The organism is Gordonia aquimaris (genome assembly GCF_026262595.1).
GTDB lineage: Bacteria > Actinomycetota > Actinomycetes > Mycobacteriales > Mycobacteriaceae > Gordonia > Gordonia tangerina.
The window spans coordinates 123,466-150,272 of record NZ_JAPKFM010000001.1; the positions used below are offsets into that span (position 1 = coordinate 123,466).

21 protein-coding genes, 1 tRNA gene and 1 pseudogene are annotated in these 26,807 nt (G+C 66.7%); 13 read left to right on the forward strand and 10 right to left on the reverse strand.

Features of this window, described 5'->3' with window-relative positions; all coding sequences use genetic code 11:
* Positions 1-92 precede the first annotated feature (92 nt).
* A complete protein-coding gene (locus OSB52_RS00575; RefSeq protein ID WP_266059897.1) occupies positions 93-611 on the forward strand; it encodes an SRPBCC family protein in 519 nt (172 codons plus the stop codon).
* Between the two features lie 4 nt (positions 612-615).
* Here OSB52_RS00575 and ilvA read toward each other — a convergent pair whose 3' ends face one another.
* Genes ilvA through OSB52_RS00590 form a run of 3 tightly spaced genes read right to left on the reverse strand, consistent with a single transcriptional unit; the run spans position 616 to position 4,428 of the window.
* A complete protein-coding gene (gene ilvA, locus OSB52_RS00580; protein WP_266059631.1) occupies positions 616-1,812 on the reverse strand; it encodes a threonine ammonia-lyase in 1,197 nt (398 codons plus the stop codon).
* Positions 1,813-1,828: 16 nt separating this feature from the next.
* Positions 1,829-3,001: a cystathionine gamma-synthase gene (locus tag OSB52_RS00585; RefSeq protein WP_266059632.1), complete on the reverse strand. Its 1,173-nt coding sequence runs from the start codon at positions 2,999-3,001 to the stop codon at positions 1,829-1,831.
* A 32-nt stretch (positions 3,002-3,033) separates the two neighbouring features.
* Positions 3,034-4,428, reverse strand: a complete 1,395-nt coding sequence (locus OSB52_RS00590; RefSeq protein ID WP_266059633.1) for a cystathionine beta-synthase — start codon at positions 4,426-4,428, stop codon at positions 3,034-3,036.
* A 123-nt stretch (positions 4,429-4,551) separates the two neighbouring features.
* On the opposite strand from OSB52_RS00590, the gene OSB52_RS00595 reads away from it, so the two are divergent.
* Both OSB52_RS00595 and OSB52_RS00600 read left to right on the forward strand, forming a co-directional pair.
* Positions 4,552-5,490, forward strand: a complete 939-nt coding sequence (locus OSB52_RS00595) for an SGNH/GDSL hydrolase family protein (protein WP_266059898.1) — start codon at positions 4,552-4,554, stop codon at positions 5,488-5,490.
* Positions 5,491-5,500: 10 nt separating this feature from the next.
* The gene (locus OSB52_RS00600; RefSeq protein WP_235723642.1) at positions 5,501-6,724 is read left to right on the forward strand and encodes an acetyl-CoA C-acetyltransferase; all 1,224 of its coding nucleotides are present in this window, start codon (positions 5,501-5,503) and stop codon (positions 6,722-6,724) included.
* Positions 6,725-6,833: 109 nt separating this feature from the next.
* On the opposite strand, the gene OSB52_RS00605 is transcribed toward OSB52_RS00600, so the two are convergent.
* The 4 genes from OSB52_RS00605 to OSB52_RS00620 form a co-directional block, all read right to left on the reverse strand.
* Positions 6,834-8,354 (reverse strand): MDR family MFS transporter, encoded by a 1,521-nt coding sequence (locus OSB52_RS00605; RefSeq protein ID WP_372475000.1) that lies wholly within the window; start codon positions 8,352-8,354, stop codon positions 6,834-6,836.
* 240 nt (positions 8,355-8,594) lie between these two features.
* Positions 8,595-9,452 carry a Bax inhibitor-1/YccA family protein gene (locus OSB52_RS00610; protein WP_266059634.1) on the reverse strand — a complete coding sequence of 286 codons (858 nt, stop codon included), beginning with the start codon at positions 9,450-9,452 and terminating at the stop codon, positions 8,595-8,597.
* 130 nt (positions 9,453-9,582) lie between these two features.
* The gene (locus tag OSB52_RS00615) at positions 9,583-10,269 is read right to left on the reverse strand and encodes a TetR/AcrR family transcriptional regulator (protein WP_235723639.1); all 687 of its coding nucleotides are present in this window, start codon (positions 10,267-10,269) and stop codon (positions 9,583-9,585) included.
* A complete protein-coding gene (locus tag OSB52_RS00620; protein WP_266059637.1) occupies positions 10,223-12,526 on the reverse strand; it encodes an MMPL family transporter in 2,304 nt (767 codons plus the stop codon). Before OSB52_RS00620 ends, OSB52_RS00615 begins: the two co-directional genes overlap by 47 nt.
* Positions 12,527-12,705: 179 nt before the next feature.
* Here OSB52_RS00620 and OSB52_RS00625 point away from each other — a divergent pair, with 179 nt between their 5' ends.
* Positions 12,706-13,824 carry a phosphotransferase family protein gene (locus tag OSB52_RS00625; RefSeq protein ID WP_266059638.1) on the forward strand — a complete coding sequence of 373 codons (1,119 nt, stop codon included), beginning with the start codon at positions 12,706-12,708 and terminating at the stop codon, positions 13,822-13,824.
* Positions 13,821-14,945: an Rv3169 family protein gene (locus OSB52_RS00630; RefSeq protein WP_266059639.1), complete on the forward strand. Its 1,125-nt coding sequence runs from the start codon at positions 13,821-13,823 to the stop codon at positions 14,943-14,945. Before OSB52_RS00625 ends, OSB52_RS00630 begins: the two co-directional genes overlap by 4 nt.
* Positions 14,946-15,068: 123 nt before the next feature.
* On the opposite strand, the gene OSB52_RS00635 is transcribed toward OSB52_RS00630, so the two are convergent.
* On the reverse strand, positions 15,069-17,336 hold the full coding sequence (locus OSB52_RS00635) for a hypothetical protein (protein ID WP_266059640.1): 2,268 nt from the start codon (positions 17,334-17,336) through the stop codon (positions 15,069-15,071).
* Positions 17,337-17,757: 421 nt separating this feature from the next.
* Here OSB52_RS00635 and OSB52_RS00640 point away from each other — a divergent pair.
* The 4 genes from OSB52_RS00640 to OSB52_RS00655 all read left to right on the forward strand — a co-directional run bounded on the left by OSB52_RS00640 (position 17,758) and on the right by OSB52_RS00655 (position 19,825).
* Positions 17,758-17,831, forward strand: a tRNA-Leu gene (locus OSB52_RS00640).
* A 25-nt stretch (positions 17,832-17,856) separates the two neighbouring features.
* A complete protein-coding gene (locus tag OSB52_RS00645) occupies positions 17,857-18,486 on the forward strand; it encodes an amidohydrolase family protein (protein ID WP_266059641.1) in 630 nt (209 codons plus the stop codon).
* 421 nt (positions 18,487-18,907) lie between these two features.
* Complete coding sequence (locus tag OSB52_RS00650; protein ID WP_235723633.1) at positions 18,908-19,078, forward strand: hypothetical protein; 171 nt, start codon at positions 18,908-18,910, stop codon at positions 19,076-19,078.
* Between the two features lie 249 nt (positions 19,079-19,327).
* The gene (locus tag OSB52_RS00655; RefSeq protein WP_266059644.1) at positions 19,328-19,825 is read left to right on the forward strand and encodes a hypothetical protein; all 498 of its coding nucleotides are present in this window, start codon (positions 19,328-19,330) and stop codon (positions 19,823-19,825) included.
* A gap of 10 nt (positions 19,826-19,835) precedes the next feature.
* Here the strand turns inward: OSB52_RS00655 and OSB52_RS25225 are convergent.
* Positions 19,836-19,970, reverse strand: a pseudogene (locus OSB52_RS25225) (mycothiol transferase); the annotation flags it as partial.
* Between the two features lie 713 nt (positions 19,971-20,683).
* Between OSB52_RS25225 and OSB52_RS00665 the strand changes: the two are divergent.
* Complete coding sequence (locus tag OSB52_RS00665; protein WP_266059645.1) at positions 20,684-22,240, forward strand: hypothetical protein; 1,557 nt, start codon at positions 20,684-20,686, stop codon at positions 22,238-22,240.
* Between the two features lie 379 nt (positions 22,241-22,619).
* Positions 22,620-24,089: an alpha/beta hydrolase family protein gene (locus OSB52_RS00670; RefSeq protein WP_266059646.1), complete on the forward strand. Its 1,470-nt coding sequence runs from the start codon at positions 22,620-22,622 to the stop codon at positions 24,087-24,089.
* A 29-nt stretch (positions 24,090-24,118) separates the two neighbouring features.
* On the opposite strand, the gene OSB52_RS00675 is transcribed toward OSB52_RS00670, so the two are convergent.
* A complete protein-coding gene (locus OSB52_RS00675) occupies positions 24,119-24,577 on the reverse strand; it encodes a QcrA and Rieske domain-containing protein (RefSeq protein ID WP_266059648.1) in 459 nt (152 codons plus the stop codon).
* A 167-nt stretch (positions 24,578-24,744) separates the two neighbouring features.
* On the opposite strand from OSB52_RS00675, the gene OSB52_RS00680 reads away from it, so the two are divergent.
* Positions 24,745-25,635 carry an AAA family ATPase gene (locus OSB52_RS00680; RefSeq protein ID WP_235723628.1) on the forward strand — a complete coding sequence of 297 codons (891 nt, stop codon included), beginning with the start codon at positions 24,745-24,747 and terminating at the stop codon, positions 25,633-25,635.
* Positions 25,632-26,726: a vWA domain-containing protein gene (locus tag OSB52_RS00685; RefSeq protein ID WP_235723627.1), complete on the forward strand. Its 1,095-nt coding sequence runs from the start codon at positions 25,632-25,634 to the stop codon at positions 26,724-26,726. The genes OSB52_RS00680 and OSB52_RS00685 overlap by 4 nt, the downstream gene beginning before the upstream one ends.
* Positions 26,727-26,807 lie beyond the last annotated feature (81 nt).

Below are 26,807 nucleotides of genomic sequence, written 5' to 3' on the forward strand. Positions count from 1 at the left end.
AGCGCCCGGTCGGATCGGTGCCACATCTCGTTGACCGGCGCAAGGACCGAGCGGCCACGGTGAGCCGAGGTGACCGTGTATGAATGAAGGCCATGGCGCGCAGTTACCCACTCGAGTCCATCGACCTCGACTTCTTCGACAACGCCCCGGTCACCTACCGCATCGACGTGCATCTTCCGGTCAGTCCCCGGCGAGCCTGGGTCGAACTGACGCGACAGCACACCCTGGATTGGTGTCGGGCGATCAAGTCGATCGAGTTCGTCTCACCCCCGCCCTACGGTGTCGGCACCAAACGCAAGGCAGCGCTGGGGCCCGGATTCGCCGGGTTGAACGAGCACTTCTTTGTCTGGGACGAGAACGCCGACACCGGCGAGTACCGCAACGCCTTCTACGCCGAGAATGCCTCCACCCCGGGCCTCAAGCGCTTCGGCGAGCTCACCGAGATCTCCCCCGCCGAGGTGGGCTGCCGGCTCGTGTGGTCGTTCGCGCTGGAGCTGTCGACGTCGGCGAAGGCGGTCACGGCCTTCTCCGGTCCGACCGCGGCCACGGTGTTTAAGACCGTCGAGACCGACACGATCCGACACTTCTCGACGCTGTCACCACAGGTCTGAGGCGTCACTCCCGCAAAAAACCGGCGTCGGCCAATGCGCGTCGCACCTCGCGCTGATGCTCGGGGCCGCGGGTTTCCACGCTGACCGTCACCTGCACCTCGTCGAGGTACAGGTCGTCGGCGACCCGAGAGTGCACCACGTCGACGACGCTGGCGCCACGGTCACGGAGCAGTTCGAGCAGGGCGATCAGACCGCCGGGCCGGTCGGAGACCGTCGCGGTGACCGTGAGAAATCGTCCGGCCGCGGTCAGTCCGTGGGTGGTCACATGGCTGAGGAGTAGTGGATCGATGTTGCCGCCCGAGACGACCACACACACCTTGCCCGACAGGTCGAGGGTCCCGGCCGCCAGTGCGGCGACGCCCGCGGCGCCGGCCGGTTCCACCACGAGTTTGGCGCGCTCGAGCATCAGCAGCAGTGCGGTGCTGAGCGATTCCTCGCTGACGGTGACGATGGAGTCGACCAGTTGGGTGATGTGCTCGAACGGCACGTCGCCCGGTCGGGCCACCGCGATGCCGTCGGCCATGGTGTTCATCGCCGCCAACGCCAGTGGGTGGCCGGCGGCCAGCGACTGCGGCCATGCCGCCGCCTGCGCCGCCTGCACGCCGATGACGGTGGTCTCGGGGCGTCGCGCCTTGACCGCCGAGGCGATCCCCGCGAGCAGCCCGCCCCCTCCGGTCGGCACGACGATGGCGTCCACGTCGGGCATCTGCTGCAAAATCTCGGCTCCGACGGTGGACTGACCGGCCACGATGTCACGGTGATCGAAGGGGTGGATCAAAATCGCACCGGTCTCGTCGGCGTACCGGCGGGCCGACTCGAGTGCCTCGTCGACGGTGGAACCCTCGAGGATGACCTCGGCTCCGTAGGCCTTGGTCGCGGCGATTTTCGGCAGCGCGGCACCGGTCGGCATGTAGACGCGCGCACGGATACCGAGTTCGGCGGCCGACCAGGCCACCCCCTGTGCGTGATTGCCGGCGCTGGCCGCGACGACGCCGCGGGCGCGTTCCTCCGCCGACAATCGGGAGATCCTCAAGTAGGCCCCGCGTGGTTTGAACGACCCGGTGCGCTGGAGGTTCTCGCACTTGAGCCAGACGTCGCAGCCGATCCGTTCGGACAGCACCCGCGAGGCGACCAGCGGCGTGCGTCGCATCACCGTGGACAGCGCGCGCACCGCGTCGTCGACGTCGGCACCGGTCAACATGGCCGCGGCCCTCGCCTCACCCCAGCGCGTTCTCGAGGTCGCCGAGCAGGTCGGCGATGTCCTCGATACCGACCGACAGCCGCACCAGGTCGGCAGGCACCTCCAACAGCGAACCCGCGGTCGACGCATGCGTCATCGCTCCCGGGTGCTCGATGAGTGATTCGATCCCACCCAGCGACTCGGCCAACGTGAAGACCTCGGTGCGGGCGCAGAACTCCTGGGCGGCAGCCTGTCCGTCCTTGAGCCGTACGGAGACCATGCCGCCGAATCGACGCATCTGCTTGCCGGCCACCGTGTGTCCCGAATGTGTCGGGATTCCCGGATAGAGCACACTGTCGATCTTCGGGTGCGACGACAGGAAATCGACCACCTTCTCGGCGTTGTCGCAGTGGCGATCCATGCGCACCGCGAGGGTTTTGATGCCGCGCATGGTGAGGTATGCGTCGAACGGTCCGGGCACCGCGCCGGCACCGTTCTGCAGGAACGCCACCGCCTCGTCGAGTTCCTCGCTGTTGGTGACCAGCGCACCGCCGACGACGTCGGAGTGACCACCCAGATACTTGGTGGTCGAATGCAGCACCACGTCGGCGCCCAGCGTGATCGGTTGCTGCAGATATGGCGAGGCGAAGGTGTTGTCAACCACCAACTGCGCCCCGGCCTCGTGGGCGACCCCGGCGAGCGCCTCGATGTCACCCACGTTCAGCAGCGGATTGGTGGGGGTCTCGATCCACACCAGCTTGGTGGCCGGCGTGATCGCCGCGCGCACCGCATCCACATCGGAGACCGGCGCCGCCGAGTAGGTGATACCCCACTGGCTGAACACCTTGTCGATGAGTCGGAAGGTGCCGCCGTAGGCGTCGTTCGGGATGACCAGGTGATCACCGGGCCGCAGGGTCGCGCGCAACAACGCATCGGTGGCGGCCATGCCGCTGGCGAAACCACGCCCGTAGGTGCCACGTTCGAGAGCGGCGATGTTGGCCTCGAGCACCCGCCGAGTGGGATTGCCGGTTCGGGCGTACTCGAATCCATCACGGAGCCCGCCGACCCCGTCCTGGGCGAACGTGGAACTGGCGTAGATCGGGACGTTGACTGCCCCGGTCTGCGGGTCCGGGTCGTACCCGGCGTGGATGGCCTGGGTGGAGAACCCCTGCCAGCGAGACGAATCCGCAGCGCTGCGCTGTTCACTCACTTCGATGCTCCTCGGGTCGGGTGATGGCCGGCTCAGCCGACGGTCGGATGGCTGCTGACGAAGGCCAGCAGATCGTGCCGGGTGATGACGCCGATCGGTTTGCCCTCTTCTACCACCATCAGCGCATCGCACTCCGACAACGCCTTGGTGGCCGCCGACAACGGCTCACCCGAGCCGATCAGTGGGAACGGGTCGCCCATGTGCTCGGAGACGGCATCGGCCAGATTGGCGCGACCCTCGAACACCGCACTGAGCAGGTCGCGTTCGGTGACGGCGCCGGCCACCTCACCGGCCATCACCGGCGGCTCGGCGCCGACGACCGGCATCTGGGAGACGCCGTACTCACGCAGGATCTCGATGGCATCGCGCAGGGTCTCCTGCGGATGGGTGTGCACCAGATCGGGCAACGCGCCCGTCTTCCCGCGCAGTACGTCACCCACGAGGGATTCCTTGGCCTTGCTGTCGAGCGGGGTACGCAGGAAGCCGTAGCTGCTCATCCACTCGTCGTTGAAGATCTTGCCGAGGTAGCCGCGTCCCCCGTCGGGCAACAGCACCACGACGACCGCGTCGGGACCCTCCCGCTCGGCGACCTGGAGCGCCGCCACCACGGCCATTCCGCAGGAGCCACCGACCAAGAGACCTTCCTCGCGTGCGAGGCGTCGGGTCATGTCGAACGAGTCGGCGTCGGAGACCGCGATGATCTCGTCGGGCACTGTCGGGTCATAGGCGCTCGGCCAGAAGTCCTCACCGACACCTTCGACCAGGTAAGGCCGGCCGGTGCCACCGGAGTACACCGAACCCTCCGGATCCACGCCGACCACCTGCACCGACCCGTCGGATACCTCTTTGAGGTAGCGGCCGGTGCCGGTGATGGTGCCGCCCGTGCCCACACCAGCGACGAAGTGGGTCACTGTGCCCTCGGTGTCGGCCCAGATCTCCGGGCCGGTGGTCTCGTAGTGACTCTGCGGTCCCGCGGGGTTCGAGTACTGGTCGGGCTTCCAGGCACCATCGATCTCGCGGACGAGCCGGTCGGAAACCGAGTAGTAACTGTCGGGATGCTCCGGCGGCACCGCCGTCGGGCACACCACCACCTCCGCGCCGTAGGCCCGCAAGACGTTGCGCTTGTCTTCACCCACCTTGTCGGGGCACACGAAGACGCACTTGTAGCCACGCTGCTGAGCCACCAGCGCCAAACCCACACCGGTGTTGCCGGAAGTGGGCTCGACGATGGTGCCACCGGGCTTGAGCGCCCCGGACTTCTCTGCCGCATCCACCATCCGCACCGCGATCCGGTCCTTGCTGCTGCCGCCCGGATTGAGGTATTCGAGTTTGGCCGCAACCAGTCCCGAACCGGGTTTGGTCACCGAGTTGAGTTTGACCAGCGGGGTGTCGCCCACCAGATCCACGACGTGATCAGCGATACGCATGTGTCCATGGTCCCAGAGGCATGGGAACGACTCGAACTCGGACTAAGCTGGCTGCCGTGTCGCGCAGGTGTCATCGGTCTCTTCTCCGGTCAACTCACCGGTTCGCCCGCAAGTCAGGTCAGCATGGACAGCAACCGAATCCTGCGTGACGTGGGCGCCACGGTGGCGGCGACCGCGGCCAGCGCCGGCGCCTCGTGGGCGGCCTACAACTATCTCAACGGTCAAGCGGCCGAAGCTCGTACGGTGATCCCCCATCGCACCGACGACGCCCCCAACGGCGACGGGATCTACTGGCCCGACGGCACCGGACCCCACCGCTACACGCGCGACGCCGCGGTCGATCTGTTCCTCGCTGTCTTCGGGGATTCCACCGCGGCGGGCCTGGGCGCCGACATCGCCGACGAAACGCCGGGGGTGCAGGTGGCGCGGCGGGTCGCCGCGGAGACCGGCAAAACCGTCCGGTACGCGAACAAAGCCATCGTGGGCGCCACGTCCAAGGGGTTGGCGGCGCAGATCGACGCGATGTTCATCACCGGCGAGCGTCCGGATCTCGCGGTCATCCTGGTCGGGGCCAACGATGTCACCGCCCGCAACGGCATCCGTACCTCGGCACGGCGCCTCGGCGAGGCAGTCGCTCTGCTGGTGGCGCAGGAGGCGGAGGTCGTGGTGGGCACGTGTCCCGATCTGGGCGTCATCACTGCTATCCCACAACCGTTGCGCACCGTCTTGCGCCGTTGGGGACTCTCGCTTGCCGCAGCCCAACGGGGTGCGGTGCGAGCGGCAGGCGGACGTGCGGTGCCGATGGCCGATCTACTCGCCAGTGAGTTCCTGGCCAAACCCGAGCACCTGTTCTCGCCTGATCAGTACCACCCGTCGGCGGCCGGATACGCGCTGGCCGCCGACATCCTGCTGCCCGAGGTCCTTGCGGCCATCGATGAGTGGGGCCCCACACCGTTGCCGCAACCCCCCGAGGTGTCCGAGGCCGTGGAGCAGCGTCGGATCATCACCCGGGTGCGCCACCTGCTCGGCCGGACTCACGACCGCGTAACGGCCGGGGAGTAACGTAACGCACATGCCTGAAGCAGTCATCGTCGCCCATGCCCGCTCCCCGATCGGTCGCGCCGGAAAGGGATCCCTCAAAGACGTCCGCCCGGATGAATTGTCCCGGCAGATGGTCGCCGCGGCCCTGGCCAAGGTGCCCGAACTCGATCCGCGCGACATCGAGGACATCCATTGGGGAATCGGACAGCCCGGCGGCCAGGGCGGCTACAACATCGCGCGCGTGATCGCGGTCGAGCTCGGCTACGACCACATCCCCGGGGTCTCGGTGAACCGCTACTGCTCTTCGTCGTTGCAGACCACCCGGATGGCGCTGCACGCCATCAAGGCGGGCGAAGCCGACGTGTTGATCTCCGGTGGCGTCGAGAGCGTCTCGAGCTTCGGAATCTCCGGTGGCGCCGACGGCGCACCGAACTCCAAGAACCCGGTGTTCGACGAGGCCATGGCCCGCACCGAGAAGTCCGCCGAGGGTGGTGCCGGAACCTGGCACGACCCGCGCCAAGACGACCTGATCCCCGACGTGTACATCGCGATGGGTCAGACAGCGGAGAACGTCGCGAGTTTCACCGGCATCTCCCGCGAAGATCAGGATCGCTGGGGTGTGCAGAGCCAGAACCGCGCCGAAGAGGCCATCAAGGCCGGATTCTTCGAGCGTGAGATCGACCCGGTCACGCTGCCCGACGGCACGAGCGTGACCACCGACGACGGCCCGCGCGCGGGCACCACCTACGAGAAGGTCAGCCAGCTCAAGCCGGTGTTCCGTCCGGACGGCACCATCACCGCGGGCAATGCCTGCCCGCTCAACGACGGGGCTGCCGCGCTGGTCATCATGAGCGACACCAAGGCAAAGGAGCTGGGGCTGACGCCGCTGGCGCGGGTCGTGGCGACCGCCGCGACCGGCCTGTCGCCGGAGATCATGGGCCTCGGCCCGATCGAGGCGATCCGCAAGGTGCTGCGCATCTCCGGGATGTCGATCTCCGACATCGACCTCGTGGAGATCAACGAGGCCTTTGCGGTGCAGGTGCTCGGGTCGGCGAACGAACTCGGCATCGACCACGACAAGCTGAACGTGTCCGGCGGCGCCATTGCTCTGGGTCACCCGTTCGGGATGACCGGCGCACGTATCACCACCACCCTGCTCAACAACCTGCAGACCCACGACAAGACCTTCGGAATCGAGTCGATGTGTGTGGGTGGCGGTCAGGGCATGGCGATGGTGCTCGAGCGGCTCAGCTGAGCGAGCGGCCACAAGCCCACCGCTGACGGTTTTTACCCCAGAAGTGGCCGAGCCCTCCACGCGTTTGTGGAGGGCTCGGTCATACCCGGGGGGAGAGAGAAGCCGCGGGTCAGCGGTCGACGGCCACCGATTCGGGTAGATCCGCGGTCGCGTGGGATTCCGGCTCGTCCACCGCGTGCGGCTTCCGCACGAAACAAACGATCGCGATCAGTACGAAGCTGAGCACCCCGGCGACCGTGAACACGCGCTGCACACCGTGGCTGATCGCTTCGGCCTCGACGATTCCGGCATCCTGATCCGCGGTGGCCACCACCGTCATCACCGTGATGAACAAGGCGGTGCCCGCTGCGCCGGCAACCTGCTGAAAGGTGCCCAGGACGGCAGAGCCGTGTGAATACAACCGCGGCTCCACCGACCCGAGCCCCAGCGTCATCAACGGCGTGAACGTGGCGGCAAGCCCGAGGCACAGCAGCGCGTTGGCACTCATCAACAGCCACGGCGATGTCGAGGGGTTCACGCCGACGAGCAACCACACACCCGCGCTCACCGTCATGGTGCCGGGGATCGCCAGCACGCGTGGACCCTTCGCGTCGTAGATGCGACCGACCAATGGTCCGGCCAAGCCCATGATCAGGCCGCCCGGCAGCGTCAGCAGCCCGGTGGTCAGCGGGTCCAGACCCAGCACCGTCTGCGCGAAGTACGGGACGACGATGAAGGTGCCCAGCATCGTGGCCATCGCGACCACCATCGCGCCCATGGCCAACGAGAACTGTGCGGAACCGAAAACGCGCAGATCCAGCAAAGCGCGATCACTGCGCTGCAGCACCAGCTGCCGGGTGAGGAACGCGGTCAGCGCCACGACGCCGACGGTGAACGGAATCCACACCGGCACGGCGGCATCGGCCTCGGCCGACTCACCGACCCCGGCCAGGCCGTAGACGAGACCACCGAAACCGAACACGGCCAACGGGATCGACAGGTAGTCGATGGGCGCGGCCACCCGCTCCCCAACCGGGCGGACCAACACCGCCCCGACGATCAACGCGAGCACTGCGATCGGCGCGACGAAACCGAAGATCCACCGCCAACCGAAATGATCCAGGATGAAGCCCGACACCGTCGGCCCCAGCGCCGGCGCCACCGCGATGACCACGGAGATGTTGCCCATCATCACGCCACGCCGATGTTCGGGCACCACGGTCATGACGGTGGTCATCAACAGCGGCAGCATGATCGCGGTACCCACCGCCTGAATGACCCTGGCCACCAGCAGGATCTCGAAACCCGGGGCGAGACCGGCCACCACCGTCCCGATGCTGAACGCAGACATCGCGACGATGAACAGGGTGCGCGCTCCCACGCGCTGGATGAGGAACCCGGTCAGCGGGATGACCACCGCCATGGTCAGCATGAACGCCGTCGTCAGCCACTGACCCACGCTGGGCGGGACGTCGAGGTCGCGCTGCAGCACCGGGATGGCGATGGTCATGACGGTCTCGTTGAGGATGACCACGAATGTCGCGACCAGCAGAACAGTGATCAGCAACAGGTCGGGTCGGGAGAGCGCGTCGGCGCGACGTGTGGGTAGAGGGTGAGCAGCAGTCACCGATGAGGTCCTTTCGTGCGGCATGAAGTGTTGACCGATGTGGCCGGCGCGATTCATCGCCGACCGGTGACTGCTCAGCACATGAGAGCGAACGCTACCAAGACCACACGATGTGATGCGAGAACATTTTGCGTGCCTCGGGTCGCCGGGCTGACCTCGGTGGTGGCGCGCGACCCGCTGTTTCCCATACGGCCGCCGAGCCGGACACGCAGCCGGGCCCCGCACCAACAGTGCGGGGCCCGGCTGTGCAGGGTCGGGTCGGACCTACTCGGAGTTGAAGTAGCTCAGCAGACGCAGGATCTCGACGTAGAGCCAGACCAAGGTGACCGTCAGGCCGAGTGCGACGCCCCAGGCGGCGCGCTCCGGTGCGCCGGCCCGGATCAGCCGGTCGGCGGCGTCGAAGTCGAGCAGGAAGCTGAAGGCCGCCAGGGCGATGCACACCAGCGAGAAGATGATCGCCAGCGGGCCGCCGTCACGCAGGCCGAACCCCTCGCCGCCGTTGAAGAAGCCGATCACGAGGTTGCCCAGCATCAGGACGATGACGCCGATCATGCCCGCGAAGAGCATGCGGGTAAAGCGCGGGGTGACGCGGATGGCGCCGACCTTGTACACCAGCAGCATCCCGAAGAACACACCAAACGTGCCGAGCACGGCCTGCCCGATCAGTGCTCCGGCCGACGTGTCACCGGACACCATCCAATTCGCGAACACAAACGAGATGGAACCGACGAACAGACCCTCGAGCAGTGCGTAACCGAGCACGATCGCCGGGTTGTCCTGCTTCCGGCCGAAGGTCGCGACGAGGACCAGGGCGAGGCCGCCGAGCGCGCCGACGAGCATCAGCGGCGTGGCGAGCGCTTCGTTGGAGTTCACCAGGAAGTACGAGACGATCGCGGAGATCGTCAGCACCCCCAGAGTCATTGCGGTCTTGGTGACCACATCGTCGATGGTCAGCTGGCGGCTGACCGACGGCGCCTGCTGCGTGTACGGGTCGGCTTGCTGCCCGTACTGATTCCACATGGCACCCTGACCGGCGGCGGCCGTCCCGGCGCCGAACCCGGCGGGGCCGGTCTGGTTATCGCGGACCACGCCGCGCATAACCGGGTTGCTGCTCTCTCGCACCTACGTGCTCCTTCGTGCTCGATTGGTCTGTGGTGACGTCTGCAGTGACAACGTGTACAGCTGCCGTCAGGTTCCGACTTTACCTTCTCTTGACCCGGACCGTCTCTCGCTGCTCCCCGCGGGCGCCCGGTCAGGGCTGCACACGCCGCAACGCACCCAACCAGCTGCGCGCTTCGTCGCACCGGAGGTCCAGGCCGAGCATGCCCAGGGTGGTCCGCCCCAGACACACCGAGCGCAGCAACGTCTCGGCCAGGCGGAGATCGGGGCCCCAGGACAGCTCTGGTTTTGCCAACATCAGCGACGCGACACCGTGCGCCGCGGCCCACAGCTCGAGCACCACCTCGCCGACGTCGGATTCCGGAAAGAAGCCCTCGTCAGCGAGCTCACCGACCGTCGCCGCGATGCGGGTGAAAGCCGACGCGGAGAGCACCTCGTCGACCTTCGACAACCCGGGCTCCGACTGCCGGAACGCAATCCGGTAGAGCACCGGGGTCGACATCGCGAACCGCACGTACGCCATGCCCAGTTGCAGTGCGCGTTCGAGCGGATCATCGAGCCCAGCGGCGACCGCTGCGAACTCGCCGTCGAGTTGCTCGAAGTAGCGGGCACACACCGCGTCGAGCAACGCGTCCTTGTCGGCGAAATGCAGATAGATCGACGGCGGTGTCACACCGACGCGCGAGGCAACGGCGCGGATCGACACCGCTGCGTCATCCCCATGCTCGACCAGCAACTCGGTTGCCGAGGAGATGATCTCCTCGGCGAGCAGTTCACCCGATCCGCGGGGTGATCTGCTCCTCTTCGGAATGCTCTGCACTGTGCTCCTGTGTCGATGGTCGGCGTGCGACCGGCGCGTCCGGCCCGGGTCCCTCCGACAACCCGATCCTGTCGTGCAGCTGTCGTAGCGGCCCCGGTGCCCACCAGTTCGCCCGGCCGGCCAGCCGCATGAACGCCGGCACCAACAGCATCCGGATGATGGTGGCATCCATGAGGACCGCGAGAGTCAGTCCCACCCCGAACATACGCATGAACGACACCTCGGATGCCGCGATCCCGGCGAACACGATGCTCATCAGTAGCGCCGCCGCGGTGACCACCCGGCCCGTGCGGGCCAGTCCCACCGCCACGGCGTGATCGCTGTCGGCCCGTGTGCGCTGCGAGGCGAGCCACTCCTCACGGATGCGCCCGAGCAGGAACACCTCGTAGTCCATCGACAGGCCGAAGGCGATACAGAACATCAGGACCGGCATCGTCGCGACCAGATAGCCGGTCGCCGTGGTACCCAGGCCGGCGGCATGTCCGTCCTGGAAGAACCAGACCATCGCACCGAACGTCGCCGAGAGCGACAAGATGTTGAGCACCAGCGCCTTCAGCGGCAGCACGACGCTGCCGGTGAACAGGAACAACAGCACGAATGTGGCCACCGCGATAGAGCCGAGCACCCATGGCAGATGCGCGTAGATCGAGTCGACCGTGTCGGCGTTCGTCGCAGCGAGGCCGGTGAACAGCACCTCCACGCCATCCGGCGACTCGACGGCCCGCAACGCGTCGAGCTGATCTCGTCCGTCTTCACGCATCGGTTCGGCGCTCGACGCCACCGAGACGATCGACACGTCACCGCGCTGGTTGCCGGTCGAGCCCGGCCCCACGGCCTTTCCGTCGACAAAAGTGCCTGTCGGGGTGGTCACCGAGTCGACGCCGGACACCTGGGACAGTTCACCGGCATACCCAGACAGCGAGTGCGGATCGCCGACGCCCGACGCCACGATCGTCACTGTTGACGACAGATCCTGGGCGAAATCGTCGCGGACCTCCTGCGCGATCACATGCGCCGACGCCGAGGGGGGCAGGACGCGATCGTCAGGGAACCCGAACCGGATACCCAGGAACGGCGCTCCCAGGACAAGCAAGATCGCCGTCACCACGAGCGCGACCGGTAGTGCGTGGCGCAACACGAACTGCACCATCCGATACCAGCGGGTCTGTTCGATCGGCCGCGGTGTCGGTGCCGCGCGGCCGAACAACCGCCGAACCGGTCGACGCACATCGAGGGCATCCACCCGCGGACCGAGCACCATCAGCAGTGCCGGGGTGAGGATGAGCGCGGCGGCCGCAGCGACCACCACGACACCGACGCCGGCATAGGCGAACGAGCGCAGGAAGTACATCGGGAAGATCGCGAGCGCGACGAGCGCCAGCGCAACGGTCACCGCCGAAAAGGCCACGGTCCGTCCCGCTGTCGCCATCGTCGTCACGATTGCGGCCCGGCGATCCGACCCCCGCGTGACCTCCTCGCGATAGCGGGTCACGAGGAGCAAGGTGTAGTCGATGGCCAGGGCCAGGCCGAGTGCCGTCGTGAGGTTGAGCGCGAAGATCGACACATCGGTGAGTTCGGCGATGACACGCAGCAACGCGAAGGTCCCGACGATGGCGACGATTCCGATGACCACCGGCAGGGCTGCGGCGACCAGACCGCCGAACACCACGATCAACACCAGGAAGCTGATCGGGATGGCAATCCCCTCGGCTATCGCCAGATCCCTCGTCGTCTGTTCGTTGACCTGATTGAACACCAGCCCCTGCCCGCCCACGCGAACCGAGATCCCGTCCCGGTCACCGGTGAGCTGCTCTTCGATCTCACTGGCATAGGCGGGGGCGTCCTCTTCCCCGCCGTCCAGCGTGGCGATCACGAGTGTCGACGACGAGTCCTCACTGACGAGCGCCGGTGCGAGTTCCGGGTTGCCCCAGACCGACAGGATCGGTTGCTGCACATAATTTTTGGCGGCGAGCTCGGCGACGATGGAGTTGCCCACCTGTTGCGCCTGCGGGTCGGTGGACATGTCCATACCCGGCGGGCCATCGAGTTTCACCACTACCTGCATGCCCCCACGACCGAATGTGTCATCCAGGATCTCGTCGGCGCGGGCCGAGGCCGACGTCGGATCGCTGTAACCGCCGGACAGCAGGTGCTGCGCGGCCGTCGCCCCATACAGCCCCGCCAGCACCAGCAGCAGCACCGCCCCGGCGAGCACCGCTCGCGGGGCGCGCAGGACCAGCGCCGTCGTCTTCGCCATATCACTACCCCCGAAGTGTTTTGTTATCGCCGTTAAGTTATCAGCATTAATCGAACGGGGTCAATCGTTCCATCGGACGAAAAAGCATGTGCGGTATCGATCACGCGGAACTCCCCCGCCGCTCAAGTGAAACGTGTTCTAATTCACTCCGCCCACCCCCTCGTCCGATGGATGTACCGATGCCCTCTATCGAGTCGCCCGATCCCAGCGAGATCGCGCGCCCCACGTCATCCCGCCGCGATCCGGGGTGGCTTCGTGACCGCCTCGACGATTGGCTCCCCGCGACAGTCGGCGGACCGGCGACCATCACCCGCCTTGAGATCGCCTCGGCCAACGGTATGTCCAGCGAGACGATCGTGCTGGACGCCCAGTGGTCGGGAAGCGCCCACGAACTGGTGGTACGCGTCGCCCCACTCCCGCAGAGCGATCCCGTGTTCCCCACCTACGATCTCGATCGGCAGTTCCGGATCATCGAGCACGTCGCTGCCACCACCGGCGCGGCGGTGCCCCCGCTGTACTGGTCCGAACCCGACCCGGAGCCACTGGGCGCGCCGTTCTTCGTGATGGGCCGGATCGACGGCCTCGTGCCACCGGACGTGATGCCCTACACCTTCGGCTCATGGTTGACCGAGGCCGACGACGACCAACGACGCACCCTCACCGAGACGACGATCGCCACTGTGGCGATGATCCATTCCGCACCGGTTCCCAAGGAGTCACTCGACCTCCCATGCCCGGGCGAGACGCCCCTGGCCGCACATGTTCGCCGGTTGCGCGAGTTCTATACCTGGTCCTCGGCCGGTCGCGCGGGTTCCCCGCTGATCGAGCGTGGATTCGATTGGGCGATGGCGCATCTGCCCGACGAATCGGACCCGGTGCTGACCTGGGGGGACGCCCGGATCGGCAACGTCATCTACCGGGACTTCACGCCGACCGCGGTGCTGGACTGGGAGATGGCGGCCTACGGCCCTCGGGAACTCGACGTGGCCTGGTTGATCTTCCTGCACAGATTCTTCCAGGACCTCACCGAGATGGCGGGCATGCCGGGACTTCCCGACTTCTTGGCACGCGACGACGTCGCGGCGACGTACACGCGAGTCAGCGGCCACGAGCTCCGTGACCTGGACTTCTATCTGACCTATGCGGCGCTGATCCACGCCGTCGTGATGTTTCGTATCCAGTCCCGCGCCATCCACTTCGGGCAGGCCGAACAACCCGATGACACCGACGACATGATCATGCATCGCGCCACGCTCGAGGCGATGCTCGCCGGAACATACTGGGAGAACGTGCGATGACGCTGTCCCCGATGGACGACTACCCCATTCATCAGGTCGCCGAGGTCATCCGGCATGTGCAGACCTCCGATCGCAACTTCTACGACCGCTACTACTTCAACTGCCACGGCCCGAGTGCGGATTTGCCGTGGTTGATCATCGGACTGGGCGTCTACCCGAATCTCGGTGTGGCGGACTGTTTCGCAGTGGTGCGTCATCACGACGAACACATCGTCGTGCGCGCATCCCGGGCGCTGGGAGCCGATCGCAGCGATCTGCGGATCGGCCCGTTCACCATCGAGATCCTCGAAGGGCTGCACCGTCTTCGGGTCGCGCTCGACCGCGGGCACGGCGACCTCGCGTTCGACCTCGTCTTCGACGCGGCCGGCCCTGCGGTTCTCGAACCGCGCCATTTTCAGCGGCAGATCGAGCGGGTGTTCTTCGACACTCAACGATTTGTACAGACGGGCACCTGGCGCGGGGCATTGACCGTCGACGGCGAGTCGTTTGAGGTCACCGGCCCCGACTGGCGCGGCAACCGCGATCGATCCTGGGGTGTGCGACCGGTGGGCGAGGCAGAGCCACCCGGCCGGAAGGCCGACGCGAACGTGTCCGGGACGTTCTTCTGGATCTACTCGGTGATGCGGTTCGCCGACTTCTCGATCGTCGTCGTGGTTCAGGAGACCGAGACGGGCGAACGAGTGATGGACGACGCGCGCCGCGTCTGGGATGACCCGGATCGCGAACCCGAGTGGCTCGGCCATGTGGCCCATGACATCTCGTTCGTTCCGGGTACCCGCGACGTCGCCGCCGCCACCCTCCGCTTCACCCGCCCGACCGGGGTGGTCACGACCGTGGCCTGTCGGCCCCAGCTGGCCAATCACCTCGCGTTCGGCACCGGCTATGGCCTGGAACCGGATTGGCGTCACGGTATGTGGCAGGGCGAGCTGAAGGTCGAAGACCTCCACCTCAAGGTGTCCGAACTCGATCCCACGATGAAGATGTTCTGTGTCACCGACCATCTCACCCAGTTCGTCGCAACGATCGACGACGCAGCGGTCAGCGGCGATGGGCTGTTCGAATTCGCCGCGATCGGGCCGCACGAACAATACGGATTCACCGACTACACCGATACGGCGTAGCGAGGCCCGCGGCCAACAAATCTACGACGGTGTGGGGATCGCCACGATAAATCGCGCCCCCTGACCAGAGGTCAACGCCGACACGACCGATCAAAGCGTGTCGGCGTTGATCCCCGCCACCGATCAGGCGGCAGCACCGTCACCGCTGTCGGAGCCACTGCTGTCAGAGGTTCCGACGTCCGCGCTGCCGTCGGGGCCGGCAGCGCTGGAGCTGCCGGTATCCGAGCTGCTGCTGCCTGCGTCCGCGGCGTCTGCGCCGGCGGTGTCTGCGCTGCCGCTATCCGAGTTGCCCGTGTCGGACCCGGCGGTGACGGTGCCGGCATCCGAGCCCGTCCCCTCAGAACCGACATCGGTGGTGGCGTCATCGTTCGCGGCGTCTGACGACTCCCCATCATCGGCACGGTGGCGCCCGACGTATGTCGTCGAGGCATCCGTTGTGTCGGTCGGTGCGTACCGTTCGTCGGGCAAGGCATGGCGACCCACGCTCGACGGTACGGCGGTCTCGACCGCGCTCGGTTCGACAACGTCCTGCGGAGTCACCGCCAACTGACTGGCACTCTCTGTGGCGTCAGCGAGCTCGGAGGTGACGTCGGCGGCCTTTGCGGAGGCTGCGGCGATGGCGCTCGAGCCCTGGTTGACGGCCTCGGTGGCGGCGTCGGCGATGGCCTGAGACACCTCGGTGGCCGTCGGGGTCACGTACTTGGTGAACAGCGGGCTGAGTACCGACTCGAGCGTGCCGATCGGGTCGCTCAGGACTCCGCCGGTCGGATCTTCGATCTGTGCCAGCTGGAACAGCATCTCCGGTGTGAGAGTGATGACCGAGGTGGGAACGTCGCCGAGCAGTTGGGAGATGGCATCTGGGATGGTCGACGATACGGAGCCAGAGGGGGCGGACCCCACTTGGAATCCCGGTAGACCCACACCCATGATCGACGGCCCGCTCACGCCGAACCCGTTGGGACCGACGTTGACCGAACCCAGCGAGTACACCACCGGCACCGTCACATCACCGAGAGTGATGGCCGCGATCGTCCATCCCGAGTTGTAGGAGAAACCATCGGGTCCGAGGTGCGAGGACTCCAGCAGGGACGTCTGTTGGGCACCGACTCCCAACGCGGGAAGTGACCAGGTGGAGGTGCTACTCCCGAGAACCGAGTCCACCGACTGTCCGCTGGTCGTCACCAGGCCGGGGCTGAGCTGCATGCCGGTGGTGAACAGGCCGTCGGGCAGGCTGATGCCTGCGGCGTAGACGGGGACCGTCGCGACATAGTCGTCGGCTCCGCTGCCCCCGGGCACCACCACCTGGGTCGCGGCGGCCAACCATCCGGCCTGGCCGCCGAGCGCTCCGGTGTAGGAGCCGCCGGCCTCACGCTGGGTGATGGTGAATCCGCCGACATCGATGCCGTCGAGAGCCGACAACGCGTCAGCGACTCCTGCGTTCGGATCGTAGATGGTGGTGTGCACCTGGTTACCGTCGCCGTCGGTCTCGCCAATCCACACGTAGTCGTACTTGGGTATACAGATGCCCCACCTGCAGGTTTCACCGACCTTGACCAGTTCCTTCGCTCCGTTGGAGACCACCAGCGCATCCGGCTGATTCAGATTCTGCCCGAACAACGCCGTGAGCTGTTCGGAGGTGATTCCGTCCATCCTCACCTGGTCCTGGCTGATCCAGGTGGTACCGCTGGCGCCCAACCAGTTGACGGTTCCCGTCCAGTTCGAGGTGGTGCGGCTACCGGTCCAGAAGCCCAGCGCGTCGTCGATCGACGGAATTCCGGTGAGCTGACCGGCATCCTGGTCGACTTTGTTGCCGCCGAGGAGCTCCGCCGCGTCGGCGAGGCCGTTTTGGATACCCGTGTCGAGGTTGACGAGGTTCAGTCCGACCAGCGCCGTTCCCATCTTCGAGTACACCGTCGCCCCGCTGCCGAGCGTGTCGGCCAGCGGCAGCGCCGACAACGCCTGCGCCACCTGCGGGCTGATCCCCGACAGCGCAGTAGACGCGCCGGGGACGTGACTGGTGTCGGGCACGGCGAGCAACAGCTGCCCACCCTGGGTGAGCGCCTCCAGGAAGTTGAGTTGCTCGGTGCTGGTCGAGTACTCGCTGGTGACGACCGGAACCCAGCCATCGGGCAACACTGATGCGGCCGGTGCCAGCATGGCAACCTGGGTACGCCCGAGGTTGTCGGCGATGACGATCAGATTCTCAACAGTTGTGTAGCTGTTCTCGGCGATCGCCTGCGACCCGATCGTCTCGGCACCAGCGGCTCCCGCAGCACCGACGCCCACCGCGATACCGGCGCTCAGGGCCACCACCGCCTTTTGCACCCGACGCGACTTACGCGCTTCGCTCCGCTCCCGCGCCCGCCGCTGTTTCCGGTTGTCTGCCAACATGATCGTTCCCTCCGCACCGCCGCTTCACGCGCCTCAACACGCGCGATTGAAGATATACAGCACCGAGTTAGCAATCGGAAACTTCGGGCAGCTAATTAGATCCTTTGGGGAACGGGCCGGGTCGCGAACTGGCAAACGATCCAGACGCAAGGACCCGGCAATCAGCCGATGGAACGTCACACCTGCTGACTTGTATCGATTCGCCTTTGGTTTACTGGCGATCTGTGATCAGCCCCTCCCGGGAGGTGATCAACAAGAGGAGGAAGAGGCTGCCGCCATGTGGGTCGGCAATCTGGTGTGCGTCTCGGAATCATGCAGCCATTCGCAGGAGTTCTCCCGCTCTGGGAACGCGCCGCACCGTCGAGCGCCTGGGCGCGCCCGGAGGCGGCTCATTCTTCGTGCATGGCATGCTGTCATCCGGGCCCCCATAGCCCAATTGGCAGAGGCAGCGGACTTAAAATCCGCCCAGTGTCGGTTCGAGTCCGACTGGGGGCACCGCATCAGCGCAGGTAGAAGGACTATGAGCCTGGCCAGGGCGCTCAGCCTCCGCGACCGCGGTCCTACCCCGGCGCGTAAGCGGTTTGCGCCGTGGATTGTCGGTGGCGCGTGGCAGCATCTGGTGAAGTGGCTTCTCCGCCGACAAAGAAGGAGCGCCAGGTGCTCAACCTCACCGCCGCGGCGTACGACGTTCCTGCGTAACCGGCGTGTCGGAAGCTGTGCGTCAGAAACCAGCCTTCGACACCTTAGATGCGATCGCTCCAGATCCGCGCGGAGAAGATGGACGATCGCATCGCGCACCGGCGCGAGCAGGCAGCCCGAAAGCCAGTCGGGCAACGTGGCCGCCACCGACCTTCTCGACCGCGGACTGCTGCACATTCTGTCGTCCGACTATGTGCCGTCGAGCCCACTGCAAGCGGTGTTTCAATTGGCTGCCGACGGCGTGCTTCAGCTGACCGACGGCGCCCGACTGGTCAGCGGGAACCCGGCTCCAGCAGTCGGCTTGCACGACAGAGGGCAGATTACCGTCGGTAAGCGCGCCGACTTGGTTCGTATTGCGGCGCATACGGTGTCGACGACACCCAGCCACCTGCGCGGACGGCAGGTACCGGTCGTTCGAGCGGTCTATCGCGAAGGCATCCGAGTCTCGTGAGTGCGCTGGGGCCGGGAGCGTTCGTAGCTGTCGTGGGCGCCAGCGGCGTCGGCAAGGACTCGCTCATCGACTACGCCAAGGCCCGTTGCGACGCCACGTTAGTGCGCAGAGTGATCACCCGCCCTCCCGGTGACGGTGAGGTGCATCAACCGGTGAGCGTCGCGGAATTTGAAGCACGTTGTGCGCGTGGCGAGTTCGCGGTCCGCTGGACGGCTCACGGCTTGCGCTACGACATCCCACACACGTCGACGATGCCGTGCGGACCGGACGCACCGTCGTCGCCAACGTGTCACGCGGTGTGCTCGAGGAGCTGGCGACACGCTATGCACGGCTGGCCGCGTGCGGGTGAGCGTGTCCGACCCGGTGCGCCGAGCGCGCCTGCAGGGCCGCGGACGCGAATCGGCGCGACGTCACCGACCGCTTGGCACGACCCGACCCGGCACCCGAGCACAGTGGCGACTTCGTCATCCACAACGACGGCGCTCTCGACGATGCCGGCGACGAGTTCGTGCGAGTGCTACGCACGGTTTCCCACCCCGTGCAGGCCGTCGGTGACACCCGACTGAACACCCCGCGTCGACCACTCGAATGACAGACCCGATTCGGGTATAACGCCACCGCCTCGCGCGTCGATATCCATCATGAGCGACCCAACCATCCCGCACCGGAGGCACTCATGCACCATCGCAGAGTTTTTGCCGCAGTCGTTGTTCTGACGCCGCTCATTGCGGCCGTCGCAGCCTGCAACACAAGTCAGCCCACCCCCGCGGCTGAACCAGCGCACACGGTCACCGTTACCGAGTCCGGCGCGCCCGACACGGCGGCTACATCCGGCGCTCCGGTGGCTCCGACGTCTGCCGACTCGACCAAGTTGGCACCGGGGACAACACGTACCGACCAGCAGCAACACCGTCCCGTCACCGGCACACCGACAAAACCATCGCGCGACGACGCCAATGTCGACGCCCGCGATTTCGAAACGGCACCGGGGCAGTACTTCTTCCGCTCCCCCAGCGGCAACGTGTGGTGCGCCATCCGCGTCGACGGCGACGGCAACCCGCCCTTCGGCTGCCAGGCGGCGTCGTCGGTGCCGGCTTCTTCGGGAGTCACCTGCCGCAACACGGCCAACCATTCGTATGCCGTTCGCATCGACGGTGACAAAGTCACGCAGTTCTGCACCTCTCAGGGCATCTTCACCGCGCCGAGTCCACGCACCCTCGCCTACGGCCAGACGATCATGGTGCGTGGCAACTCATGTACCTCAACTACGGCGGGCATGACCTGTTATGGGCGCAGCGGTTTCATCATCTCGCGCGATGTGAACCGGGTGCTGCCCTAAATACGGACACCTACAGCAGCCCACGAATGTAGGCGGCCTGCCCGATGTGTTGCGCGTCGTCGTCGAGCACACTGACCAGTCGCACCCCCATGGTGACCGCGGGAGTCCAGTTATCGTCGACGACGACGTCGAGGTCGGCGTCGGTTGGGTCAGCACCCGAATGGCCGGTGAAACCACCGGGCGGTGGTGACTTTTCGCCCGGTGGGAGCGGTATCACGCCGGGCCACCCCGGATTGCGATAGACCGGCGCAGCCGCGCCGTAGCCTGACACGTTCTCGTGTAGGGTGAATTATGTTGGTGTGCACTGATTTCAACCGAGCGGCGGCGCTTCGGCCCTGGCGTAGAATTCATGAACGAGCCTTCATAGATGTTGGCTTGAGTTTCGGCTGGTAACCGGTGGGCACGGCCCCAGGTATGGGTAAGCCCCTGGTGTGGTGGGGTTTCGGCCCTAAGCCTCGATCCACCGATCGAGGTTAAGATGCCCTGGAGACCGTCTGCCGTCAGCACAACTGCTGCCAGACAGAGTTTATGGCGCCCATGCGGGGACGAAGTCGCAGGTTCGGACGGTTCGCTCGCGAGCGGGTCGTAAGTACTTAAGATCCGCCCAGTGTCGGTTCGAGTCCGACTGGGGGCACTGTGTTGGCGTCCGATCCACGATTGTTCGATCGGGCGGCAACGGAGCCGACGACCATTGCTCCAACTATTGTCGTACCCCGTCGATACTCTGGATTTGTTCGATGACGCCGCGCCGGTGCCGCATCCTCCGATGCTGGTGGATCGTTGTTGTCGGACCCCATCGTTAGCCTGATGGTAGTTCCGGTTTCGTTGTCCGCCGCCGTCTCATAGAAGGGTCGTCTGGTGTTCTCCTTCACCGATCACGACGCCGATGACACCGTGTTGTCGGCGCCGCTCGATGGTGTCGCCGAACAGATGGCCTACGCCGACGGAGTGCGCGACACGCTGCGCTTGAGCCGCCAGTCCGAGGCCCGCACCGTGCTCGGTGCCGGCATGATCGGCGACCGCGCCTACAACGACCGCATGAACAGCCACGGCCCACACGCCAACTCCGGCTCCCACACCACAGCCCACAAATACGCCATCGGCGAGATCTCCCTGCAACTGGGCATCACCCGCGGCAAAGCCGGCGAATGGTCCTCGCTGGCACACATGCTGGCCGACTTGCCCAAAATCCGGTTGGCCTACCTCGCCGGAGACTTCAGCACCCACCGCGTCACCGAACTGGCCACCAGCTCGCAGACCGCCCCGAAAGGCAACCTGCGACCACGCCTCAACGACATCCTCGACCAAGCGCTCGGTCCCCGACCCGACACCCCAGTCGAGGAACCCACCCCAGACGCAGACGCGTGCGCCGACGGTGACGGTGACGCGTGCGCTGACAGTGACGGCGACCCGGATTGCCCCGACGAGACGCCCGAGGATCCGGCCGAAGCCCCCGTCGATTTCGAAGACATCGCCCTGGAACTGGCCTACCGGCCCACCCCCGACACCGTGCTGCGCGACGAACTCGACAGCGCGTTGATCAGTCTGGACCCCGACGCCCACGCCCAGGCCCGCGAAGACGTGGCTCAAGCCTTCCAGAACGTCACCTTCGCCAAAGAAGCCTTCGGCCACATGCAAATGTCGGCCTGCCTGAGCGCCGAACACGCCATCCACCTGCAACACCGCATCGCCGACCTCATCGCCGAACGGGTCTGCCGCCGCGACCCGCGCCGCGTCGGACACCGACGCGCCATCGCCCTCGCCGAAATCCACGGCGTCCCCGACGTGCGCCTGGAATGTGAATGCGGCTACGACACCTGCACCGCCCGCACCCGCAAGCGGGCCGCCGACGCGACCCCCACGGTGGCGGCCGACGACAACGCGGTCACACCCGAGACCACGGCCACGCCCGTCGACGAGAGCACGGACTCCGCCGGCCCCGATGAGCCCATCGAACCCGACACCACTACGGTCGAACCCCCTGCCGCACAGTCGACTTCCACCGACACCGCCGCTGATCCGACATCCGACGACGACCCCGGCGACGGTAGCGAATCAACAACGTGGACCGCGCGATGCGATGCACCGACACCCGATGTGCGCGGACCGTCAGCCGACTGCCCCGACAACGTGGGGTCTGCACACAACCCCACCGAGGTCGACCCGCTCGCACACCACCACGTCGCCGAACACACAGTCGACGACGAAAGCCCAGGCCACCAAGGCCCACTCGACGGAAAACGACGCCCAGTCAACGGGAAACAGCGCACACTCGACGTGCGGCGGGTGCGCTGGAACGAGTCGGTACCTGCCGTCCTCGCACCGGCACCGGCGGTGCTCGAGCCCCGCTGCGCGGCGACCCCGCGCGTCCACCGGATCTTTCGCTACCGCGACTATCGCTGCCGACACCCGTAGGCGCAGGGCCGTCTCGCACGCGAGGCACAGCTATGCGCGGCGTCCACACCCGACCGCAATGGCCGGGCGTTGACGCATGCACATCTGACGGCCATGACCCGACTACGAGCCCCCAGAAATGGGGTCAGTCATCTACATTGACGATTCAGGTTCATACATTTGGTCGATAGATTTGCGATTTCGAATCTCCGTAACGTCATCAGAAGTATCGGGCATCGCACGGTACGAAGCATTGCTGCACTCAGCCCCGCAGCACGTATGTGACGGAGAAATGACATTGGCGCACCGCGGTAAGCATCGCCGACCAGCACAGTTGTCAACGAACCGATTCCGGAGCACATCGACGCGCGCGACAGCGGTATCGGCCGTCGCCGGAGCCGTGTGCATCGCGACGCTCGGCCCCCTCGGACCCGCATCGGCGGGCGCCACCGCCGTCGTCGACGACCTGATCGACGACGGCATCGTCTACGACGCGACCGACGACACCAACGGTCTCGACTTCCTGGACGACGTGCCCGGAAACGCGATCATCGTCGTGACCCCGGGGACCGATGACGCAACGCTCTTCCCGCGCATCTATCCACTCATGGGCAGCCGGACCACCCTGGTGGTCAACTATCCCGAGTCGTTCGGTCCCATCATCGCCGGCAAGACCGGGACACTGCCCTTCCTGGCGCCGCTCTATGACGACTCGAAAGACGTGGCAGTCGACCGCAATCTCGACGTCATGCGCGCGTTCGCCGGCGCAGCGCCGGGAGGGCCTCCGATGGTGGTCTACACCGGCTACTCGCAGGGCGCCGACGCCGTCGGCAATGCAGCCGAGATCGCCCACGAGGATGGCGACCTCGATCCCACACGGACACGGATCGTCTTGGTCTCCGATCCGCGCAGCCCGTGGGGGATCAAGTCGTGGCTGGCCGATACGCCGATTCTGCCGCAGATCGCCGGCGTGATCGGCATCGAATCCGACGGGGCCCGCAACCCCGGCGCGACCGGGAACACTCCCGTGACGTCGGTGATCGTCGTCGGCGACCCCGTCGCCAACTTCCAGTGGGTGTGGTACCGGCCCGTGTCGTCGCTGATCGTCGACGCCGCAGGGTTTCTCACCGTCCACAGCGGCAACGGACCGCAGACATACGCCGACATCAACCGGTTCGACGACCCGACGGTCTACCACAGCGTCGACGGCAACACACGCTACGAGGTGTACGACGTCGGACATCCACTCGCGCTGGCCACCCAATGGGTGCACGACGAACTGGGCATCCCATACACCGCCGACGATGTCGAGGACTGGAACCGGGCGGCCGAAGCCTTCTATCCGATGCAGCGACCTGGAGTCGAGAACTCGGCCGTTCCGGTCACGGCTGCCCCCACCCCATACAGCGTGACGATGACCTCGGCCGCGGCCACCGGTGCGCCTGACACCGGAGCCGACCAGAGTCAGTCTCTCGCTGCCACAGACACATCGACGACTGATCCCACCGATGATCCGTCTCCCGCATCCGCCCGAATCAGTCCGAGCACGTCGGAGATCGCCGCGGCACCAGACCCGGTACCGCAAGCACCAGAGCCGACGCCGCCCACGACACAGTCCACGCCGCCGTCCGTCGACACCGGGCCGAGCGTCGACAACCAGGTACCGGCCCAGACCGTCGTCGCGGACTCCCCGGACGACCACGCCGACAACACGCCGGACACGACCGGGCCGAGTGCTGAGTCCGCGTCGGGCAGTGCCGATCCGGACAGCGGGGTCGCGCCCGACACCGTCAGTTCACCGGAGACGGACACCTCGCCGGAAACTGCGGCGTCCACCGACGACGCCTCGGCGGGCTCGACCGAGAACTGACCGGCGGCGACGAACAACGCCGCCGGGCGTCAGCCCAGTGTGACCTTCCCGTCGGCGACGCTGATCGGTCGCGATGCCAACGGCTCGGTCGCGGGGCCTTCGATGACACTGCCGTCCTCGGCGGAGAACTTGCTGCCGTGACAGGGGCAGATGATCTCGTTGTCGGTGACATCGCTGACCGTGCAGCCCTTGTGGGTGCAGACCGCGGAGAATGCCTTGTACTCCCCGTCGGCAGGGTGGGTGACGACCGTCTTCACCGCCTCCATCACCACACCCCCACCGACGGCGATAGAGGCGGCATCGGGCAGCAGCCCGCCATCCCCGGACGATTCGGCACCGGACGAATCGGCATCGGCCGTGGTGGTGGACGCCGAATCGGTGTTGTCGTCAGACCCGCAGGCCGCGAGTGCGGCCGCACCGGCAACGGCGGCCGCACCGCCGAGCACCTTGCGTCGTCCGATCGTAATGGGCATGTTGACGTTGCTCATGACTCTCCCGGGCTGTGGGTAACTGGCATGACCTCGCGTTCATCGTGCCAAACATCCGGAGCCGCCACACCCGGGCCGCAGGATAGGCCGCGACGCGATCTCCCGGACGTCACGGCGATGTGCGCGGTCCCGACCTACCGGGCCGCGTCTGGGCATAGGCTCGCGAGGTGACCGACGCACGACCCGCCGCCGGATCGCCGCGCGAACTCGCGGCGGCTCTCGAGTCCACCGGCTATCTCGCCGATGACGGTCTGGCCATGGCCGCCTTCCTCGCCTTGCGAATGGGACGACCCCTGTTCTGCGAGGGCGAACCGGGCACCGGCAAGACCTCACTCGCGGTAGCACTGGCCGAGGCGTTGCAACTGCCACTGATCCGGCTGCAATGTCACGAGGGCATCGATGCCTCGCAGGCTCTCTACGACTGGGACTTCCCGCGTCAACTGCTGCACCTGCGCACACTCGAAGCGGCCAGCGGCGGCGCTCTGGACGCCGACGCAGCCGAATCCTCGCTCTACACCGAACGTTTCCTGCTCGCCCGGCCGCTCCTTCAGGCACTTACCGACGCGCCCTGTGTACTCCTCGTCGACGAGATCGACCGCGCCGACGACGAGTTCGAGGCGTTCCTGCTCGAGTTGCTGGACGAGAACGCGGTGACGATCCCCGAACTCGGACACATCCGGGCCGCAACGCCGCCACTGACGATCCTGACCTCCAACCGGACCCGTGAGGTGCACGACGCGCTCAAACGCCGATGCCTCTATCACTGGCTACAACACCCCGACCTGGACCGCGAGATCGCCATCATGCATCGCCGGGTACCGGGCATTGCCGACGACCTGGCCACCCAGGTGGCACAGGCAGTGCACGTCCTGCGCGGCCTGGAGTTGCTGAAACCACCGGGCGTGGCCGAGACCCTGGATTGGGCACGCGCCCTGCGCGAACTCGATCGTGATGTGCTCGACGCCGAGATCGCCGCCGCCACCCTCGGTACCGTCCTGAAGTACCGCGAAGATCTCGATCGCGTCGCCCGCGCCGGGCTGGACCGTCTGCTCGCATGACCGGCGAGCTGGTCGGCGTCGCTGGGTTCGCGCGGACCCTGACACACGCCGGGCTGCCGGTCGCGACCGACTCCGTCGAAACGTTCCTCCGCGCGCTGCGCGAGATCGACCTCGCCGACGTCGACGCGGTGTATTGGGCCGGCCGGGCAACCCTGTGCCGTGACCCGGACGACCAGCCGCGCTTCGATCTCGCCTTCGACGCCTGGTTCGGCGATCAGGTCCCACGCGCCACCCGACGCCCCACCCAGCCCAAGCACAGCCCGATGGCCGCGCTTCAGACCGCCGGCGAACAGCGCACGGACGGATCGGGGCCACAGCTGGCGGTGGCCGCCGACGACACCGAGGTGCTGCGCCACCGCGACATCTCCTCGCTGTCGGCGGCCGAACGCGCCCACCTCGCCGAACTCATCGCGGAGTTGCGGCCGCGCCCGCCGCGGCGGGCCGCCCTACGTCGTACCCCGGCCCGGCGGGGACGGGTCGATCCACGACGCACCGTGCGCGACATGCTCGCCGCCGGGGGCGAACCGGTACGTCCGAGCCACCATCGATCCGCCACCCGGCCACGCCGCGTGGTACTGCTGTTGGATGTCTCCGGATCGATGAGCCCCTACGCCGATGCCCTGCTGCGCTTCGCGCATGTGGTGACCCGCGCGAACCCGTCCGGGACCGAGGTGTTCTCCCTCGGCACCCGGCTCACGCGACTCTCGGTGGCGTTACGCGCCCGCGATCCCGAACTGGCACTCGCCGCTGCCGGTCGCGCCGTGCCGGACTGGGCGGGCGGAACCCGGCTCGGCGACACACTGCAGGCTTTTCTGGACCGGTGGGGTCGACGGGGATTGGCGCGTGGCGCGGTGGTGGTGATCTTCTCCGACGGTTGGGAGCGCGGCGATCCGGCGCTGCTCGGGCAACAGATGGCACACCTGCATCGCCTCGCCAAGGCTGTGTTGTGGGTCAACCCGCACGCCGGTGCGCCCGGCTATCAGCCCGTGCAGGGCGGGATCGCCGCCGCACTACCCCACCTCGACCTGCTGCTCGCCGGACACTCGCTGGCGACGTTGCAGGAACTGCTGGTTGCGGTCCGCGAGGCCTGATTCGTGTCCCGCAGGACACCAGCTCATAACGGCGACGAATCCGAGGCGCCGAGTACGGATTCCGCGATTTCGGTGATCTGG